Source organism: Gordonia sp. (in: high G+C Gram-positive bacteria), assembly GCF_047600385.1.
Classification (GTDB): domain Bacteria; phylum Actinomycetota; class Actinomycetes; order Mycobacteriales; family Mycobacteriaceae; genus Gordonia.
This window is the reverse complement of record NZ_JASGKZ010000001.1, coordinates 797,346-816,878: the sequence shown is the minus strand read 5'-3', so window position 1 is coordinate 816,878 and position 19,533 is coordinate 797,346. Positions and strand designations below refer to the sequence as shown.

12 protein-coding genes are annotated in these 19,533 nt (G+C 69.6%); 11 read left to right on the top strand and 1 reads right to left on the bottom strand.

What is annotated here, in order from left to right:
* The first annotated feature begins 74 nt into the window (after positions 1–74).
* From QM809_RS03715 to QM809_RS03665, 11 genes are all read left to right on the top strand, one after another.
* Entirely contained in the window at positions 75–704 is a 630-nt protein-coding gene (locus QM809_RS03715; RefSeq protein ID WP_415047005.1) for a phosphatase PAP2 family protein, read from the top strand.
* A gap of 10 nt (positions 705–714) precedes the next feature.
* Complete coding sequence (locus QM809_RS03710; protein WP_415044475.1) at positions 715–1,635, top strand: decaprenyl-phosphate phosphoribosyltransferase; 921 nt, start codon at positions 715–717, stop codon at positions 1,633–1,635.
* Positions 1,622–3,721: a hypothetical protein gene (locus QM809_RS03705; protein WP_415044474.1), complete on the top strand. Its 2,100-nt coding sequence runs from the start codon at positions 1,622–1,624 to the stop codon at positions 3,719–3,721. Before QM809_RS03710 ends, QM809_RS03705 begins: the two co-directional genes overlap by 14 nt.
* A gap of 337 nt (positions 3,722–4,058) precedes the next feature.
* Positions 4,059–5,051, top strand: a complete 993-nt coding sequence (locus tag QM809_RS03700) for an alpha/beta hydrolase (RefSeq protein ID WP_415044473.1) — start codon at positions 4,059–4,061, stop codon at positions 5,049–5,051.
* 171 nt (positions 5,052–5,222) lie between these two features.
* Positions 5,223–6,773 carry an alpha/beta hydrolase-fold protein gene (locus QM809_RS03695; RefSeq protein WP_415044472.1) on the top strand — a complete coding sequence of 517 codons (1,551 nt, stop codon included), beginning with the start codon at positions 5,223–5,225 and terminating at the stop codon, positions 6,771–6,773.
* A 101-nt stretch (positions 6,774–6,874) separates the two neighbouring features.
* Entirely contained in the window at positions 6,875–7,444 is a 570-nt protein-coding gene (locus QM809_RS03690) for a hypothetical protein (protein ID WP_415044471.1), read from the top strand.
* Between the two features lie 16 nt (positions 7,445–7,460).
* Positions 7,461–8,432: a cutinase family protein gene (locus QM809_RS03685; protein WP_415044470.1), complete on the top strand. Its 972-nt coding sequence runs from the start codon at positions 7,461–7,463 to the stop codon at positions 8,430–8,432.
* 102 nt (positions 8,433–8,534) lie between these two features.
* Positions 8,535–9,539 carry a TIGR03621 family F420-dependent LLM class oxidoreductase gene (locus tag QM809_RS03680; RefSeq protein ID WP_415044469.1) on the top strand — a complete coding sequence of 335 codons (1,005 nt, stop codon included), beginning with the start codon at positions 8,535–8,537 and terminating at the stop codon, positions 9,537–9,539.
* A 146-nt stretch (positions 9,540–9,685) separates the two neighbouring features.
* Positions 9,686–11,587 carry a long-chain-fatty-acid--AMP ligase FadD32 gene (fadD32, locus tag QM809_RS03675; RefSeq protein ID WP_415044468.1) on the top strand — a complete coding sequence of 634 codons (1,902 nt, stop codon included), beginning with the start codon at positions 9,686–9,688 and terminating at the stop codon, positions 11,585–11,587.
* A gap of 116 nt (positions 11,588–11,703) precedes the next feature.
* Positions 11,704–17,199: a polyketide synthase Pks13 gene (gene pks13 / locus QM809_RS03670; RefSeq protein ID WP_415044467.1), complete on the top strand. Its 5,496-nt coding sequence runs from the start codon at positions 11,704–11,706 to the stop codon at positions 17,197–17,199.
* Complete coding sequence (locus QM809_RS03665; protein ID WP_415044466.1) at positions 17,196–18,749, top strand: acyl-CoA carboxylase subunit beta; 1,554 nt, start codon at positions 17,196–17,198, stop codon at positions 18,747–18,749. Before pks13 ends, QM809_RS03665 begins: the two co-directional genes overlap by 4 nt.
* An 84-nt stretch (positions 18,750–18,833) precedes the next feature.
* Here QM809_RS03665 and QM809_RS03660 read toward each other — a convergent pair whose 3' ends face one another.
* Positions 18,834–19,529 (bottom strand): VIT family protein, encoded by a 696-nt coding sequence (locus QM809_RS03660; protein ID WP_415044465.1) that lies wholly within the window; start codon positions 19,527–19,529, stop codon positions 18,834–18,836.
* Between the last annotated feature and the right edge of the window lie 4 nt (positions 19,530–19,533).

Below are 19,533 nucleotides of genomic sequence, written 5' to 3'. Positions count from 1 at the left end.
CGAACGACGGAGCTCGGGGAGCGAACGACGAGGCTCGGGGAGCGGAGAACGAGATTCGGGGAGCGGACGACGGTCTGCCCGCCCCGGACGGCGGGTCGGCACACGACGACGTGCCCGCCCCGAACACCGAGGAGCAGATCCTCATCGATGTGCAGAGCACCGTGGGCGCCCTGCCCGGCGTCGTCGCGGGCGCGCGCGGGCTCAGCCACCTGGGTGAGCACGCGCTGGGCTGGATGGGACTGGCCGCGGCCGGTGCCGCCGTCGCCGCCTACCGGCACGACGACGACGCCAGGCGCGCCTTCGTCGAGGCGGGCATCGGTGCGTTCGGCGCGCACGCCGCCTCGGTGGTGATCAAGCGGATCGTGCGCCGTCGTCGGCCGCATCACCCGCAGATCCGGGTGGGGGTCGGCACGCCGAGCAAGCTCAGCTTCCCGTCGAGCCATGCGACCTCGACCACCGCCGCCGCCATCCTGCTCGGCCGGGCGCTGGCCACCGGAGAGGCCCGCGGTCTGCGTCGGCTGGCCCCGATCGCGGTGCCCGCCGCGCTCGTGCCGCCCATGCTGGCCTCCCGGCTCGTCCTGGGCGTCCATTACCCTTCCGATGTGGCCGCGGGCGCGCTGATCGGCGCGCTCGGCGCCGGGGCCGTCGTGGCGGCCGACAAGCTTTACACCGATCGGCCTGCGCCGTCGGCGTCGACGAAGTGAGGAACAGCTGATGAGCGAGGAGCCGATCGAGGGCAAGGTCGCCGGTCCGCCGAAGAATCTGGCCACCGGTCTGATCAAGGCGTTGCGCCCCCGGCAGTGGGTCAAGAACGTCCTGGTGCTGGCCGCACCGCTGGCGGCGGGCACCGATGCGCTGACCGACGCGACCAAGATGAGTCACGTCGGCATCGCCTTCGTGGCGTTCTGCCTGGCGGCGTCGTCGATCTACCTGATCAACGACGCGCTCGACGTCGAGGCCGACCGCGCGCACCCGACCAAGCGGTTCCGGCCGATCGCCGCGGGCGTGGTCCCGCGGAACCTGGCGTTCGCCCTGGCGGTGGTCCTGATCGCGGGCGCCATCGGGATCTCGCTCGTCGCGAACTGGCAGACCGCCGTGGTGATCGCGGTGTACATCGTGGTCCAGCTCGGCTACTGCTTCGGCCTGAAGCACCAGGCCGTGGTGGACATCTGCATCGTGTCCTCGGGCTTCCTGCTGCGCGCGATCGCCGGCGGCGTCGCCGCCGAGATCGACCTGTCGAAGTGGTTCCTGCTGGTGATGGCCTTCGGCTCGCTGTTCATGGCGGCGGGCAAGCGGTACGCGGAACTGCAGTTGGCCGAGCGGACCGGGGCCAAGATCCGCAAGTCGCTGGAGTACTACACCACCACCTACCTGCGGTTCGTCTGGACGCTGTCGGCCACCGCCGTCGTCCTCTGCTACGGCCTGTGGGCGTTCGACTACGAGATGCACCCGGACAACGTCTGGTACGCCATCTCGATGGTCCCGTTCACCGTCGCCATCCTGCGCTACGCCGTCGACGTGGACGGCGGCGAGGCGGGCGAGCCCGAGGAGATCGCGCTCGGCGACCGGGTTCTCCAGTTCCTCGCCGTGGCCTGGGTCGTCCTCGTCGCGGTCGCGGTCTATGTCCCGTCCTGACCCCGACCGGACCGGTCTGCCCGACACCCCCGACACCGCCGACGCTCCCGACACGGAGCCGTCGGCGGAGGCGGGGGCCGCGTCGTCGTCCCGCCGCTTCCCGACCCCGCGTCTCCTGGTCCCGGGCCTGAGCTGGCTCGTCGGCACCGTGCTGGTGACCGTGTTCTTCGGAATCGGCGCCTGGCAGCGACGGTGGATCGCCGACGACGGCCTGATCGTGCTGCGCACCGTCAAGAACCTGTTCGCCGGCAACGGTCCGGTGTTCAACGCGGGCGAGCGCGTGGAGGCCAACACCTCCACCGCGTGGACCTACGTCAACTGGTTCTGGACGTGGGTCACCGACGGCCAGGTGGAGTATGTGGTGCTGTGGGTGGCGCTGGTGCATTCGCTGCTGGCGATCCCGATCGCGATGTACGGCACCGCGCGCCTGTACGGCAGGCGCTGGCTGCCCGATTCCGGGTCCGGCCGGGCCGCGGCGGGCTTCACCCTGCTGCTGCCGCTCGGCTCGATCGTCTACATCGCGCTCCCGCCGGCCCGCGACTTCGCCACCAGCGGCCTGGAGAACGGCCTGGCGATCTTCTGGATCGCCTGCCTGTGGTGCCTGTTCCTGGCCTGGTCGCGCCGCGATCCGGCGCGCACCGACGTCGCCGCGCGGGCGTCGTTCCTGTTCCTCGCGTTCTTCGCCGGCCTGGCCCCGCTGATCCGGCCGGAGATCACCGTGCTCGGCGCGCTGGTGCTGCTGGTCCTGTTCTGCGCCCCGATCGGTTGGCTCATGCGGGTCGCGATGGTCGTCGTCGCCGCGGTGCTGCCGGTCGGCTACCAGGTCTTCCGCATGGGCTACTACGCGATCCTGGTGCCGAATCCGGCCATCGCCAAGGACGCGAGCGGCTCCAAGTGGGGGCAGGGCTACCTCTACCTGGAGAACCTGTTCTCCCCGTATCTGCTGCTGCTCCCGGTGATCCTGGCCGTCCTGGTCGGCGTGGTGCTGGTTCTGACGCGGGTGCGCGACGACGTTCCGGATCCGGTCGCCGGGCCCGACGATGCCGCCGACGAGGTCGAAGAGGGTCTTCCGGACATCCTCGACCCGAAGCCGCCGCGCCGCCGGACGGTCGGTGAGCGCTGGAAGGCGTTCCAGGCGAGCCTGCAGCGGCCGTCGACCGCGGTGGCCACCGTGCTGGCGGCCGGCGTCCTGCTGTCCCTCTACTGGACCCGCCAGGGCGGCGACTTCATGCACGGCCGCGTGCTGCTCGCCCCGATGTTCATCCTGCTGCTGCCGGTGATGGTGGTCCCGGCGACGCTCCCGGACTCGCTGAGCTCGGCGGTCTCCCGGCCGCGGCTGGCCGCGGCGGGCTTCATCGTCCTGGTGGTCGGCGGCACGGTCTGGTGGGGGGCGGCGATCTCGCAGCAGACCGTCACCGCATCGCCGATGGAGATCGGCCGCGAGGGGATCGTCGACGAGCGTCGCTTCTATGTGGCCAACATGGCCAACCCCAATCCGGTGACCGCCGAGGACTACCTCGACTACCCGCGGATGCGCGCGATGATGGAGACGATCGAGGAGGTCCGCGGCAAGGACGGCGGCATCATCCTGCCTGCGGGTGACTTCGATCACTGGTACGTCGCGAAGCTCCGCCGGGGGCTGCCCGAACATCTCCGCGGTGCGACGACGCTGTACTTCCTCAATCTGGGGATGACGGGGATGAACGCCCCGCTCGACGTCCGGGTGGTGGACCAGATGGGTCTGGCCTATCCGTTGGCGGCGCACACCGAGCGTCTGCAGGACGGTCGGATCGGCCACGACAAGAACCTGCCGAACGAGTGGGTGGTGGCGGAGTCCGGCGGCGTCTCCCGTGGTGCGGGGCTGCCCGCGTACATCGAGGGGATCGACGTCCGACGTGCCCGCGCGGCGCTCAAGTGCCCGGAGACCCAGAAGCGATTCATCTCGTACAAGGTCCCCTGGGACTACGGGCTGTTCCGCGACAACCTGCGAAAGTCTTTGGAATTCAACAGTTACCGGATCAGTCGGATCCCGGAGTACGAGATCCTCCGGTGCGGCCTGGAACCGGTTCCGGACACCGAAGACTGAGAGCCGGCTGAGCCCGAGTCGGTCGAATCGGGCCGTGTGAGGGTCGCCACCAATGGCAATTCCGGTCTCGGAACGGTAACGTCTCACCGCGACAGCCCGATGGTATCGATGACGAGTTTCTGTACGGAACCTGTGTGGAACGCTCGACGTGGAGACATCATCAGCAGCGTCGTGACCTCGGTCACGGTATTGGACTAACGTCGCCGGTCGGATAGGCTTGCCGAATCCGAGAAGCGAGTGGCGTGGGTCCGGTTGCGAGGCAGCTGGCACGGACGAGGCGGCCGTGAGGAACCTGAGAGGGTCCTCATAGCCGGGTAAGCGAAGGAAGAGGGCAGTAATGCGCTTTGGTAAGAACAAGCTGCGCGGCGGCAGCCGCCTGACGGCGATCGCGGTGACCGTCGCGACGACGGTCGGCCTACTGGGCTCCGTGATCGGTGCCGGCACCGCTGAGGCCGCCGCCTACCGGGAGTTCCGCGTCAACTCCTGTGGCATGCCGAGCAACAGTGCGCTGGGCAGGGCGAATCCGAACGGCACCGTCAAGGTGCAGACCTGGTACCGCAGGCAGAACACGCGCACCGTGATCCTGCTCGACGGCATGCGTGCCCGCTACGACCGCAGCGGCTGGGCCATCGAGACCAACGCACGACTGCTCGCCGATCGCGGCGTCAACGTCGTCATGCCGGTCGGCGGCCCGAACAGCTTCTACACCGACTGGGACGCCCCCTCGAACTTCAACGGTCAGCAGGCCCGCTACCGCTGGGGCTGCGTGCTGAACCAGCGGATCGTGCCGGCACTGCGCTCCCGCGGCTACGCGAGCAAGGGCGGCCGGTACGCCCTCATGGGTATCTCCATGGGCGGTAACGCCGCGCTGACCAACGCCGCGCAGAACCGCAGCCGGTACTACGCCGCCGCCTCGCTCTCGGGCTACAACTTCCTCACCTCGCCGGGCATGCGCACCATGCTGCGGGTGGCCATGCTCGACGTGCAGCCGGGTCCGTGGAACGTCGACTCGATGTGGGGCGCTCCGTGGAGCCCGCGCTGGCCGCAGAACGACCCGACCATGCTGATCAACCGCATGCACGGCCTCAAGCTCTACATCGGTTCGGGCAACGGCATGTTCGGTCGTTACAACTACCCGCAGAACGTCGGCGACGACCTGTTCAAGGGCACCCCGCTGGAACTGCTCGCGCTGACCCAGGCGGCTTCCTTCGAGGCCTTCGCCCGGGCACAGGGCCTGAACCCGATGACCCACTACGCCAACGGCACCCACGCCTGGGGCTACTGGCAGGACATGCTCTGGAACGCGCACAGCCGAGGCTTCTTCCGCTGACCCGAGTGAGTCCGCTGCGGTGGCTGTGAAACATTAGTCACACAATTCACACGCGTCACAGCGTGGCGTACGGACAACGAAGCGCCCCACGTGTAAGAACACACGTGGGGCGCTTCGCATCTCTCGCGATCGCCTGTCGGTTCTCCGGAAGTGGACGAAGGAGCAGGGATCGTGACGCTGTGGAGCAGGAAGGCGCGCCTGAGGCGCGTGAAGCAGGATCGGACCGCGCGCGGCAGCGTGCGGGCAGGCGTCGTCGTCGCACTCACTCTGGCCCTCACCGTGTCGCCGGCGGTACCCGCGTCGGCTGATCCGTCGCCCGTGCCGCCCGTCCCGGCGACGCAGGAACCGCGCCCCGCCGAACCCCGTCCCGCCGAACCCAGGACCGCCGAGCCGAGGCCTGCTGAACCGAGGGTCGTCGAACCCAGCCCGGCCGCCCCGAGCCCGGCGGCACCCAGTCCGGCAGCACCGAGTCAGGCCGATCAGCCCGCTCCGGGGCCGTCCGCGGCGGTCCGGGTCACCCGACTGAAGTGGTACACCGATCGGCGCGTGGCGCTGTGGGTGTTCTCACCCGCGATGAACACCGAGATCCAGGTGCAGCTGCTGCTGGCCCGGGACTGGTGGTCCCGGCCGAACGCCAAGTTCCCGCAGCTCTACACGCTCGACGGACTGCGTGCGCAGGACGATCAGAACGGCTGGATCATCAACACCGACATCGAGAGCTTCTACCGCGACAAGAACGTCAACGTGGTGCTCCCGGTGGGCGGCGAGTCCAGCTTCTACACCGACTGGAAGCAGCCCGACCGCGGGAAGAACTACCAGTGGGAGACGTTCCTGATGCGCGAGCTTCCGCTGATCCTGGAGGGGCAGTGGCGGTCGACCGACGTCCGCGGCGTCCAGGGGCTCTCGATGGGCGGCACCGCCGCGATGATGCTGGCCGTGCGCACTCCGGGGTTCTTCCGGTTCGCGGCGTCGTACTCGGGCATCCTGCAGTTGACGTCGTACGGCATGCCGCAGGCCATCCAGTTCGCGCTGCGCGACGGCGGCGGCTACGACGCCATGAAGATGTTCGGCGAGCCGAGCGACCCCGCGTGGGCCGAGCACGACCCGTACGTCCTGGCCGACCGCCTGCGCGGCACCAGCCTGTACATCTCGTCGGGCAACGGCGTGATCGGGCCGCACGACCGCCCCAGCGACATCCCGCTGCTGGCCACCAACTACTCGGGCGTCGGCCTGGAGGCGCTGTCGCGGACCACCAGCCAGCAGTTCGCGACCAAGCTCGCGAAGGCCGGCATCCCGGCGCAGGCCGTCTACCGGCCGTCCGGCACGCACACCTGGCCGTACTGGGAGTTCGAGATGAAGCAGTCGTGGCCGCAGATCGCCAGTGCGCTCGGCCTGTCGGGGGACCGGGTGGCCTGCCGCTACGGCGCCGCCTTCAAGAACGCCAAGCAGCTCCGGAGTCTGGGCGGCTGCCTGACGCCGCAGTACCCGGTGCCCGGCGGGCACGCGCAGGACTTCCGCAACGGCCGGCTCTTCACCGGTCCGAAGGGGCCCAAGGTGGTCGCGGGCGCGATCGGCGGCGCCTATGTGCCGGAGTTCCACCGCCTCGGTCTGCCGACCAGTGATGAACTCACCAGTCGGGACGGCAAGGTGAAGTTCAACACCTTCGAACGCGGCCGAATCGACTGGACTCCCGCCGGGGGCGCACGGGTGTTCGGACGCTAGTGTCGCGCAAGTTGATAATCGCCTGAGTATCTGCCGTGTTTCTGCAGGTGGATACCCTGCGCGGTGCAAGATCGGTGCAATCGGAAGGTAGCCTGAACCCCATGACTGGCAAGATCTCCCGCGGCCTCATCGTGCTCGCGGCGGCTGCGGCCGTCGCGGTCACGCTGAGCGCCTGTGGTGACTCGTCCACTGCAAGCGCGCCGCTGACTCAGGACGTCACCACCACGAGTGTTTCCGGCAGCGCGCCGACGTCCGCGTCGGCCAAGAAGTCCGCCGGAGCCTCGAGTTCCGCGGAGGCCGCGGCCTCGAGCCAGGCGGCTGCAGGCGCCTCGAAGGCCACCCAGACGCTGCCGGCCACCAAGCCGGAGGCGTCGACCTCGGTTCCGGGCAACTTCCCCGGATCGCAGCAGGGTCGTCCGCAGATGAACGACAAGCAGAAGGCCTACCTCGAGCAGCTCAAGCGCGACGACGTCGGGTTCATGGGCGACGACGACAAGAACATCGCTCTCACCTGGGGTTACTACGTCTGCTCGGAGAAGAAGAAGAAGACCGATCCGACGATGATCAAGGTCTACGTCCGCGCGGGGATCGGGCCGACCACCAAGAACGAGAACGAGGCGGGCGCCAAGGCGGACAAGCTGATCGCCGCCGCCGAGAAGAACCTCTGCTAGTCCGGACCCTCCGCTCGTGAAACGCCCCCTCCGCAAGGTGGCGTGGTTCCTGGGGGCGCTGGCGGTCGTCGCCGTGATCCTGGTGATCGTCCTGATCATCCAGTTCCTGAAACCGACGCCGCCGCCCCCCGGCCCCCCGACCACCTCGCCGCCGTCGTCGAGCCCCCAGCGGCCGAAAGCCCAGTCCGCCGACTGCCCGGACGTCCTCGTGGTGTCGGTGCCCGGCACCTGGGAGTCGAAGCCGAACGACGATCCGTACCGGCCCGCGGCCAACCCCCGGTCGCTCATGCTGCGTGTCACCAAGGTGCTGCAGGACAGGTTCCCGCAGGCGCGCGCCGAGGTCTACACGGTGCCCTACCTCGCGCAGTTCCGGAATCCGACGGTCCTGACCGACCGGCAGCGCGACTACAACGACTCGCGGGCTCAGGGGAAGCGTCGCACGGTGGCCGAGATCCGCGAGACCAATGAGAAGTGCCCGCTGACCACCTACGTGTTGATGGGCTTCTCGCAGGGTGCGGTGATCGTCGGCGACATCGCGAGTGACATCGGCAACGGCCGAGGACCGATCGCCGAGCGCGACCAGGACCTGGTCCTGGGCGTCGGGCTGATCGCCGACGGCCGCCGACAGGCCGGCGGTCAGCACGACGTGGGGCCGGTCCCGCCGGGCGTCGGCGCCGAGATCGCCCTGGGCGGTTTCGGTTCGCTGGTCGGGGGGATCACGATGACCGGCGCCCGGCCCGGCGGCTTCGGCGACCTGAAGGACCGGACCTACACGATCTGCGCCCCCGGCGACCTGATCTGCGATTCGCCGACCGCGGCGAACGGTCTGGGCGCGGTCGGTCAGCTCGCCGGTGCGGTGAACAACCCGGTGCACGCGATGTACGCGACCAAGCGGTACTGGTCGATCGACGGTCGGAGCGCCACGCAGTGGATGCTCGGGTGGTCGTCGCGGTTGATCGAGCAGGCTCCGCACCCGAAGCACTCGTGATCTTTTGAGGTCTGCTCACCTGCTGCGTTAACCTTTTCGTGACCTGGCGGTGTCCTTCAAACGGGTGACCGACCGCTCACCACCGCACAGAGAGAGTCGTCCGTGACCGCAACCGTGATCGACCGGAACGCCGAAGGGCTGCGCCGGTTCCGCTTCGGTGCGGGCGGGGAGGGCAACCGGGACGAGGGCGGAGCCCGGAGGTTCGTCCGGCTCGCGCAGACCGCGGAGGAGTACGGGTACGACACGTTCGCCGTCCCCGACCACCTGGGGAACCAGGTGGGACCGCTCGCCGCGCTGGGGGCGCTCTCGCAGGCCACCGATCACATCCGGCTGGCCACCTCGGTGCTCGCCAACGGATTCCGGCATCCGGTGATCCTCGCCAAGGAGGCCACCACCATCGACGTCCTGTCCCGGGGGCGTCTGGAACTGGGCATCGGTGCGGGCTGGCTGAAGGACGAGTTCGATCGGGCGGGGCTGGAGTTCGGCACGCCGGGTGAGCGCATCCGGCGGCTCGACGAGGCGTTGACCGTCCTCGACCTGCTGATGCGCGGGGAGACCGTCGACTTCGACGGCGAGTTCTACCGGATCAAGGGGATCGAGGGGGCGCCGCGTCCGCGCCAGGGGCCGCGTCCGCCGCTCGCCGTGGGCGCCGGCGGCCCGCGGATGCTCGCGCTGGCGGCCAAGCACGCCGACATCATCTCGGTGGCCACCGGATCCACCCCCGACGGCCGGATGAAGCTCTCCGACATGACCATCGAGAAGACGACGGCTCGGGTGGAACGCATCCGGGAGGCCGCAGGCGACCGGTTCGACCGGATCGAACTGAACTGGAACATCGCCGCCGTCGTTCTCACCGACGACCGGGTGGCGGCCGCGGAGACGGCGCTCAAGGCTCTCGACCAGGGGTATCCGCCGACCATCGCGTGCGACGCGACCCTGACCGTCGACGACGTCCTGGCATCTCCGTACCTGGCCTTCGGCACCGTCGCGGAGATCGCCGAGCAGATCCGCGAGGTGCGGCGCAAGACCACCATGAGCTACGTCGGAGTGTTCCCGACACAGATGGATGCCTTTGCGCCTGTCATTCCGATCCTCCGGGAGGAGTAGAATGGCGACGGTTTTGCGCACCCGGGGCCGGTGGACGACAAACCGGTACTGGAAATGAAAGGGCTCTGGTCCCCGTGGGGGTCGAGGATCGGAGCCGACACTGTGACTGATGAGAAGCCGCGCCCGCGCGGCACAGGAGTTTTTCAATGCTGAAGACCGAGTTCGAACAGTTCCTCGATGAGGACGGCAACCTCCGGTTCACCGAGGACGCGACCCTGGTCGACTACGTCGAACGCAACGTGCGTGAACAGGCCGACACCCTCGCCTACCGTTACATCGACTACAGCCGGGAGCGCGACGGCGAGCGGATCGACCTCACTTGGGCGCAGTTCGGCAAGCGCCTGCGCGCCGTGGCCGCGCGCCTGCAGCAGGTGACCAAGCACGGTGATCGTGTCGCGATCCTGGCCCCGCAGTCCCTCGAGTACGTCATCGGCTTCTTCGCCTCCATGTACGCATCCAACATCGCGGTGCCGCTGTTCAGCCCGGACGAGCCCGGCCACCACGACCGTCTGCACGCCGTGCTGGCCGACTGCGAGCCGACCGCGATCCTGACCTCCACCAAGTCCGCCGAGGCCGTGCGCGACTTCTTCTCCGACCGCCCGGCCAAGGAGCGCCCCCGCGTCATCGCCGTCGACGCGGTGCCCGACTCGGTCGGCGCGGCCTGGGTGCCCCCGGTCGCCGGTGAGGACCACAACCGCGACACCGTCGCGTACCTGCAGTACACCTCCGGATCCACCCGCGTCCCGGCCGGTGTGGAGATCACCTACGAGGCCGTCGCCGCCAACGTCCTGCAGATCTACGACTGCATCGAGATCGACCGCAACGCCCGCGGCGTCACCTGGCTGCCGATGTTCCACGACATGGGCCTGCTCACGGTGATCCTGCCCGCGCTCGGCGGCCGCTACATCACGATCATGAGCCCGATGGCGTTCGTGCGCCGACCGGGCCGCTGGATCCGTGAACTCGCCGCCGACGACGACCACGCGCCCACCTTCGCCGCCGCCCCCAACTTCGCCTACGAGCACGCCGCCGCCCGCGGTCTGCCGAAGAACGGCGAGGAGCTGGACCTCTCGAACGTCATCGGTCTGATCAACGGCTCTGAGCCGGTCACCGTCAGCTCAATGCGCAAGTTCAACGACGCCTTCGCGCCGTACGGACTCTCGCCGAAGGCGATCAAGCCCTGCTACGGCATGGCCGAGGCCACCCTCTTCGTCTCCGCCACCCAGCGCGACAACGCCGCCAAGATCTCCTACGTCGACCGCGACAAGCTCAACGCCGGGTACTTCTCCCCGGTGGAGGAGGGCGCCGAGAACTCGATCGCCCAGGTCTCGTGCGGCCAGGTGGCGCTGAGCCAGTGGGCCGTCATCGTCGACCCGGAGACCGGCACCGAACTCGAGGACGGCCGGGTCGGCGAGATCTGGCTGAACGGCCTGAACATCGGCAAGGGCTACTGGGACAAGGACGAGGAGACCGAGGCCACGTTCCACAACAAGCTCGCCCACCCGCTGCCGGTCGGCAGCCACTCCGAGGGGGCGCCCGAAGGCGCCGAGTGGATGGCGACCGGCGACTTCGGCGTCTTCTACGAGGACGAGCTGTACATCACCGGCCGCGTCAAGGACCTGGTGATCGTCGACGGCCGCAACCACTACCCGCAGGACCTGGAGAGCAGCGCGGAGGACGCCAGCGAGGCGATCCGCCCGGGCTTCGTCGCCGCGTTCGCGGTGCCGGCCAACCAGCTGCCCCCGGAGGTCTTCGACGGCGGCTTCTCCGGACTGACCTTCGATCCCGACGATGCCTCCGAGCAGCTGGTGATCGTGTGCGAGCGGCCGGGCCGGAAGGCCAACCCGCAGGAGGTGGCCGACGCGGTGCGCGCGACCATCGCAGGACGACACGGCGTGATGGTCCGGGACGTCCTGCTGGTCCCGAACGGCTCCATCCCGCGGACCTCGAGCGGCAAGATCGCTCGGCGCGCGACCAAGGCGGCCTACATCGACGGCACCCTGCGGGGCGGCTACCAGCAGACCGCGTTCCCGGACGCCGCCGACTAGCTCGCCGGACCCGCGCTCCATCCATGAACACTTCGCCGACGGCCCGGTACGTCTCCACGACGTACCGGGCTCGAAGGCGTACCGACCGATCGATGAGATCTCTTAGGCTGTAGACGATGTCTGACACTGAAAACACCGGTACCAATGCGACCGACGAGGCGACGAACACCGCGGGCGAGACCGCAGGCGGCATGACCGTCGAAGAACTGCGCGAGTGGCTCCGCGAATGGGTCGCCGCCACCACCGGTCTGCCCCTCGAGCAGATCTCGGTGGACCGCCCGATGGAGGAGTTCGGTCTGGCCTCGCGCGATGCGGTGGCCCTGGCCGCCGACGTCGAGGACCGCACCGGGGTGATCCTCACCGCGACGGCCGCGTACAACCACCCGACCATCGCGATGCTCGCCAAGCGCATCATCGAGGGCGACCCCGACGAGGGCATCGACGTCGACGCGGACCGCTACTGGGAGCGCGAGCGCAGCGCCGACGACGACATCGCGATCGTCGGCCTGGCCACGCGCTTCCCGAAGGCCGGTCACACCCCGGAGTCCACCTGGGAGGCGCTGATCGGCGGCGTCGACGGCATCACCGACCTGCCCGAGGACCGCTGGACCGAGTTCAAGGCCGATCCGCGCCTGGCCGAGGTCATCGAGAAGGCCAACGTGCACGGCGGCTACCTGGACGACGTCCAGGGCTTCGATGCCGACTTCTTCCAGATGAGCCCGCGCGAGGTCGAGATGGTCGACCCGCAGCAGCGCCTGGCGATGGAGCTCACCTGGGAGGCGCTGGAGAACGCGCACCTGCCGGCCAGCGACCTCAAGGGCGAGCCGGTCGGCGTCTTCCTGGGCACGTCGACCAACGACTACCGAATGCTGGCCACCCTGGGGCTGGGCGAAGGCGCGCAGGAGACGGCCGCCTACGCCCTGACCGGCACCGCGTCGTCGATCATCGCCAACCGCGTCTCGTACTTCTTCGACTTCCGCGGGCCGTCGCTCTCGATCGACACGGCGTGCTCGTCGTCGTTGGTGGCCGTGCATCAGGCCGTGCGCAGCCTGCGCAGCGGTGAGACGGACGTGGCCGTGGCCGGCGGTGTGAACATGATCATCACGCCCGCGGTGACCCTCGGCTTCGACAGCATCGGCGCACAGGCGAAGGACGGCCGGATCAAGGCCTTCTCGTCGGACGCCGACGGTATGATCCGGGCCGAGGGCGGCGGCGTCTTCGTGCTCAAGCGGCTCGCCGACGCGCGCGCCGACGGGGACCAGATCCTCGCGGTGGTCGCGGGCAGCGCGGTGAACTCCGACGGCCGCTCCAACGGCATCTTCGCGCCGAACCCGGAGGCGCAGGTCGACGTCCTGCGCAATGCGTACGCCAATGCGGCGATCGATCCGCGCACCGTCGACTACATCGAGGCCCACGGCACCGGCACGGTGCTCGGCGATCCGATCGAGGCCGACGCGCTCGGCCGCGTCGTCGGCCGCGGACGCACCCCGGACCGTCCGGCGCTGCTCGGCTCGGCCAAGACCAACTACGGGCACATGGAGTCCGCGGCCGGGGCGGGCGCCCTGGCCAAGGTGGTCCTGTCGCTGCAGCACGACGAGATCCCGGCCTCGCTGAACTACGTCGGGCCCAACCCGTACATCCAGTTCGAGGCGACCAACCTCAAGGTCACCACGGAGAACACCGACTGGCCGCGCTACTCCGGTCACGCGATCGCCGGCCTGTCCGGCTTCGGTTTCGGCGGCACCAACGCGCACGTCGTCGTGCGCGAGGTGCTGCCCTCGGATCTGGAGGAGATCTCGACTCCGCTCGATCAGCGAGGAGAACTCGATCAGCGAGGAGAGTCGGCCTCGCCGGTCGACCGGGACGACGAGGACGACGAGTACCTGACCGACGCCGAGCGCGCTCTGCTCGCCGTCCAGACGAAGCAGGCGGAGACCGCCGCTCCGGCGGCCGAGACCGATCCCGCCGAGGGCTTCGCCCCGGCGGCCGTCGAGGGCGTCGCGGTGCCGCTGGTGGTCTCCGGCTTCCTGCCGTCGCGACGCCGCAAGGCCGCCGCGGATCTGGCGGAGTGGCTGGACTCGGACGAGGGCCGGGCGACGCCGCTGGCCGACATCGGGCGCGCCCTGGCACGACGCAATCACGGGCGCACCCGCTCGGTCGTCATGGCCCGCACCCACGAGGAGGCGCTCAAGGGCGTGCGGGCCGTCGCCGACGGCAAGGCGCTGCCCTTCGTCTACACCGCGGACTCGCCCGACGCCGCCTCGGCCGTGTGGCTGCTGAGCGGTTTCGGTTCGCAGCACCGCAAGATGGCCAAGCAGCTGTACACCGAGAACCCGGTGTTCGCGGGGCACGTCGACCGGGTCGACGAGTACGTGCAGAACGAGCTGGGCTACTCGATCGCCGAGATGTTCCTCGACGACTCGCAGACGTACGGCATCGAGACCTCGCAGGTCGGCATCTACACCATCCAGGTGGCGCTGGCCGACACCATGCGGCACTACGGCGCCGAGCCGGGCGTGCTGGTCCCGCATTCGATGGGCGAGGCCTCGGCCGCGTACATCAGCGGCGGTCTCTCGCTGGCCGACGCGACCCGCGTGATCTGCCAGCGGTCGCGCCTGATGGGCGAGGGCGAGTCGATGCTCTACGGCGACGACATCCGCCTGATGGCGATCGTGGAGTACTCCGCCGACGACATCAACGCCGTCCTGAGCGATTACCCGGACCTGGAGATCTGCGTCTACGCGGCGCCGACCCACACCGTGATCGGCGGCCCGGAGCCGCAGGTGGACGCCGTCGTCGCCCGGGCGGAGGCCGAGGGCAAGCTGGGGCGGAAGCTGCAGACCAAGGGCGCCAGCCACACCTCGCAGATGGATCCGCTCCTGGGCGAGCTGGCCTACGAGCTCACCGGTATCGCGGCGCAGAGCCCGACGATCGGCTTCTACAGTTCGGTCGACCGCGAGGCGTTCTACCGGCCGGGCTCCGATCCGGTGCACACCATCGAGTACTTCACCAAGGGTCTGCGGCACAGCGTGTGGTTCGCGCAGGCGATCGCCAAGACCGTGGAGAACGGTCACCGGACGTTCGTCGAACTCGCTCCGAACCCGGCGGTCCTGCTCTCGGTGGCCGCCACCGCGTTCGGCGCCGGGGTGCACAACGCGGAGCTGATCGAGACCCTCCGCCGCAAGGAGGACGAGAGCTACGGCCTGGTCAACGCGCTGATGAAGCTGTGGGTCCACGGACACCCGGTGAACGTCGGCGCGCTGTTCGGCACCGGCCAGCATCTGCCGTACGCGAACATCCCGCGCACCCGCTTCGAGCGGAAGCCGTACTGGCTCACCGCGGCGGTCAGCAGCTCGCCGGGCGCCTCGGCGGTGCCGGGGGCGCACGTCGCGCTGCCGGACGGACGGCACGCGTGGGAGGTGGCCGTGAGCGCGGTCTCCGATCCGCGGGAACTGGTGCTGGCGGCGGCGAAGCAGGTGCTCGACGATCCCGCGGTGGTCGCCGTGGAGGCGGCCGGGGAGTTCCCCGGCGAGGGCACCGTGAGCACCCTGTTCACCCGGCACCCGGGCGGCGGTTCGGTGACGGTGTTCGCCGACGCCGAGCACGGCAACCGGCTGGTCTACGAGGCCGCGGTGACCGGTACGACGCCGGGCCGCGCGCCCGTCTCGCCGGAGGCGTCGAGCGATCCTCGCGGCGCGGGCGACGCCGAGACCGACGCCGAACCGGGCGCCGAGGCGTCCTTCGCCGCCGGTCCGGTGACGGTCGAGGACGAGGTGGTCGACGACATCGGCCAGAAGTGGGAGCCGGGCTCGGGGGAGACCGTCGAGCAGCGGCTCGCCGTGATCGTCGGCGAGTCGATGGGGTACGACCCCGACGACCTCCCGCGGGAGATCCCGCTGATCGAGCTGGGTCTGGACTCGCTGATGGCGGTGCGCATCAAGAACCGCGTCGAGTACGAGTTCGACATCCCCCAGCTCCAGCTCCAGGCCATGCGCCAGGCGAATCTCATGGACGTCACCAAGTTCGTCACCTTCGCGGTGGACAACCGCGACCAGGTGGGTCTGCTGGCGCAGAGCGCCGCCGACGGCCAGGAGCTCGACACGGCCGCGCTCTCGGCCCTGATCGACGAGGCCAACGCGCGCAAGGCCGCGGGCGAACCCCTCCCGTCGGTCGAGCCGGTCGAGCCGTTGGACGAAGACGGTGTCGACGCCCCCGCCGCGTCGGTCGACTCCACCGACTCGTCGGCTGAGAGCGTCCCTTCGTCGGCTGAGCCCGCCACCCCGCCGGCTGAGACCGCCCCTTCGTCGGCTGAGCTCGTCACCCCGTCGGCTGAGCCGGGGAGGAGCGAAGCGACGAGCCGTGTCGAAGCCCCCACTGAGGACGACGCCCCGGCCGCCGCCCCGGAGGAGAAGGCCGATCTGACCGATCAGGCCGAGGTCGCCGCCGCGGCGGGCGCCGACGTGCCCCCGCGCGATGCGCCCGAGCGTCTCACCTTCGGCGCCTACGCCGTGGTCACCGGCAAGTCGGCCGGCGGCGTCTTCAACAAGCTCCCCGTCCTGGACGAGGCGACCGCGAAGAAGCTGACCGACCGCCTCAACGACCGCACCGGCGGAGACATCGACATCGAGGACGTGATCGCCGCCGAGACCATCGAGGAGCTGGCCGACCACGTGCGCAAGCACATGGATGCGGCCGCCGACATCGAGGGCTTCGTCCGCTACCTGCGGGTTCCGACGGTCGCCGGGAGCGAAGCGAGCGGGACCGATGGAGCACCGCGGGGCGGCGAGCGCCAGCACCGTTTCGACACCGCCGCGGGCGATCCGCTGCCGATGCTGGTGTTCCATCCGGCGGGAGGCAACACCTCGGCCTACGAGGCGTTGCTGAAGCGTCTTCCCGAGGATCAGCCGGTGATCGGTTTCGACCGCGTCGAGGGCAGCATCGAGGAGCGGGTGCGCCAGTACCTGCCCAAGCTGCGGGAGATCCAGCCGCACGGACCGTACGTGCTGGTCGGCTGGTCGCTCGGCGGCGCGCTCGCCTACGGCGCGGCCCAGGTCCTGCGGGAGGAGGGCGAGGACATCGCCTTCGTGGGGCTCATCGACGTCGTGCGTCCGCGGGAGGAGATGACCGAGACCCCGGAGTCCAAGCGGGCGCGGCTCGAGCGGTGGCGGGACTTCGCGGTGAAGACTTACGACCTCGACGCCGACACCCCGATCCCGATGGACCGGCTGGTCGAGGCCGACGACGACGAGCAGTTCGCGATCATCATGGAGATGATCCAGATGTCCGGGACCAAGATCCCCGGCGGCATCATCGAGCACCAGCGGACGTCGTTCCTGGACAACCGGGCGTTGAGCAACATCCAGCCGACCCGGTACGACGGCAAGGTGGTCCTCTACCGCGCCGACAAGATGCACGACGGCGCCATCGAACTGGAGCCGCAGTGGGCCGACATCCCCGAGGACGGTCGCTGGGGCGAGGTGGTCGACGATCTGGAGATCATCCACATCGGCGGCGACCACCTGGCCATCGTCGACGAGCCGTACGTGGCCAAGGTGGCCGCGGACCTGACCGAGCGCATCGCTGATCTGAACCAGAAGGGGGCCGGCGCATGACCGAGCACACCACCGCGGGCAAGTTGGCCGACCTGCGGGCCAAGCTGGAACTCGCCAAGGAACCGGGCGGGGAGAGGGCGCTCGCCAAGCGCGCGAAGAAGGGCATCTGCTCGCCGCGCGAGCGCCTGGAGATGCTGTTCGATCCGGGCACCTTCGTGGAGGTCGGCGCGCTGGTGAAGGCGCCGGGGGCGAACGAGACCGGCTACGGCGACGGTGTCGTGACCGGCCACGGCCTGGTGCACGGCCGTCCGGTGGCGGCGTTCAGCCACGACCAGACGGTGATGGGCGGCAGCGTCGGCGAGATGTTCGGTCGCAAGGTGTCGACGCTGATGGAGTGGGCGGGCAAGCTGGGCTGCCCGATGGTCGGCATCAACGACTCGGCCGGCGCCCGCATCCAGGACGCGGTCACCTCGCTGGCCTGGTACGCCGAGATGGGCCGTCGCAACGATCTGCTGTCGGGGCTGGCGCCGCAGGTGTCGGTGATCCTCGGCAAGTGCGCGGGCGGTGCGGTGTACACCCCGGCGAACACCGACATCCTGGTGGGCGTCGAGGACAAGAGCTACATGTTCGTCACCGGCCCGGACATCCTCAAGGCCGTCAACGGCGAGGACACCTCCGCCGAGGATCTGGGCAGCGCCCACAACCAGGCCCGGTGGGGCAACATCCACCACGTGGCGCCCGATGAGAAGGCCGCGTTCGAGTGGGTGCGCGAGTACCTGCAGTACATGCCGTCGAGCTGCCACGAGAAGCCGCCGGTGATCAATCCGGGCCTGGAACCGGAGGTCACCGAGTCCGATCTGTCGCTCAACGGCTTCATGCCGGACAGCGACAACGCCGGCTACGACATGCGCGATCTGATCGTGCGGCTGTTCGACGACGGCGCGTTCCACGAGATCGGCGAGCTGTTCGCGCCGAACATCCTGACCGGTTTCGTGCGGGTAGACGGGCACAGCGTCGGCGTCGTCGCGAATCAGCCGTCGGTGATGGCCGGCACCATCGACACCGACGCGTCGGAGAAGGCGACCCGCTTCGTCCGGATCTGCAACGCCTACAACATCCCGCTGATCTTCCTGGTCGACACCCCGGGCATCCTCCCGGGCGTCGCCGAGGAGGCCAAGGGCACCATCCGCCGGTCGGGCAAGTTCCTGTACGCGTACGTGGAGGCCGACGTCCCGAAGATCACCGTGGTGCTGCGCAAGGCCTACGGCGGCGCGTACGCGGTGATGGGCTGCAAGCAGCTCGGCGCCGACATCAACTTCGCCTGGCCGACGGCCAAGATCGCCGTGATGGGCGCCGAGTCCGCCGCGGTGCTGCTGACGCGCAAGCAGACCGAGGGCCTGAACCCGCACGACGCCGACAAGGTGCGCCGCGACTTCATCGACTTCTACAACGTGATGATGGCGAATCCGTACCTGGCGGCCGAGAAGGGCTACATCGACGCGGTGATCGAGCCGGCGCAGACCCGCCTGCAGCTCCGCAAGGCCCTCGCTCAGCTCCGCGACAAGCAGTTGGTCCGCGCGCCGCGCAAGCACTACCTGATGCCGATCTAGACTCCTCCGGTTCGACGACGATGCGGGCCCTCCCCTCCACGGGGGAGGGCCCGCATCGTCGTCCCCGAGCGCTCGCGGGCGGACCTATCCGACGGCGTGGCCCACCGGGGTGCCGATCCCGTAGGTCGCCCCCATCGCGATCGCGCCGCCGAGCACGGTGCGGATCGCCGGGCGGAGCGGCCTCGCACCGCCGAGGACGGCGCCCGCAGCGCCGGTCACTGCCAGGGCGATCAGGACCGCGACCGCCACCACGGGGATCCGCCACTGCTCGGGCGGCAGCAGGACCGCGATCAGCGGGAGCAGCGCGCCGAGGGTGAAGGCGATCGCCGACGACGCCGCGGCCTGCCAGGGGCTCGAGAGTTCGTCGGGATCGAGGTTCGACTCCACCTCGACGTGGGCTGCGAGCGCATCCGCGGCGGTGAGCTCCTTCGCCACCTGGGCCGCGGTCTCCGGGGCGAGCCCCTTGTCCTCGTACAGTCCGGCGAGTTCGACGAGTTCGGCCGCGGGGTCGTCGCGCAGTTCGCGCCGCTCCTTCGCGATGAGTGCGGCCTCGGTGTCGCGCCGGGTGCTCACCGAGACGTACTCGCCGAGGGCCATGGACACCGCGCCGGAGGTGAGCGCGGCGATCCCGGCGGTGAAGAGCGGTCCGTGCTCGGCCGAGACGGCGGCGACGCCGACGACGATGCCCGCGGTCGACACGATGCCGTCGTCGGCGCCGAGGTGTGGGCGCGATGTCGCGTCTCCTCTTCCGTGTCGCTCCCCATGGAGAGGGCTCGACACGGAA

Excerpts from the sequence above, each read along its gene's own strand:
- QM809_RS03665 (WP_415044466.1), top strand. The coding sequence starts at position 17,196 with ATGACCGAGCACACCACCGCGGGCAAGTTGGCCGACCTGCGGGCCAAG.
- QM809_RS03705 (WP_415044474.1), top strand. The coding sequence starts at position 1,622 with ATGTCCCGTCCTGACCCCGACCGGACCGGTCTGCCCGACACCCCCGAC.
- fadD32 (WP_415044468.1), top strand. The coding sequence starts at position 9,686 with ATGCTGAAGACCGAGTTCGAACAGTTCCTCGATGAGGACGGCAACCTC.
- QM809_RS03690 (WP_415044471.1), top strand. The coding sequence starts at position 6,875 with ATGACTGGCAAGATCTCCCGCGGCCTCATCGTGCTCGCGGCGGCTGCG.
- QM809_RS03710 (WP_415044475.1), top strand. The coding sequence starts at position 715 with ATGAGCGAGGAGCCGATCGAGGGCAAGGTCGCCGGTCCGCCGAAGAAT.
- QM809_RS03700 (WP_415044473.1), top strand. The coding sequence starts at position 4,059 with ATGCGCTTTGGTAAGAACAAGCTGCGCGGCGGCAGCCGCCTGACGGCG.
- pks13 (WP_415044467.1), top strand. The coding sequence starts at position 11,704 with ATGTCTGACACTGAAAACACCGGTACCAATGCGACCGACGAGGCGACG.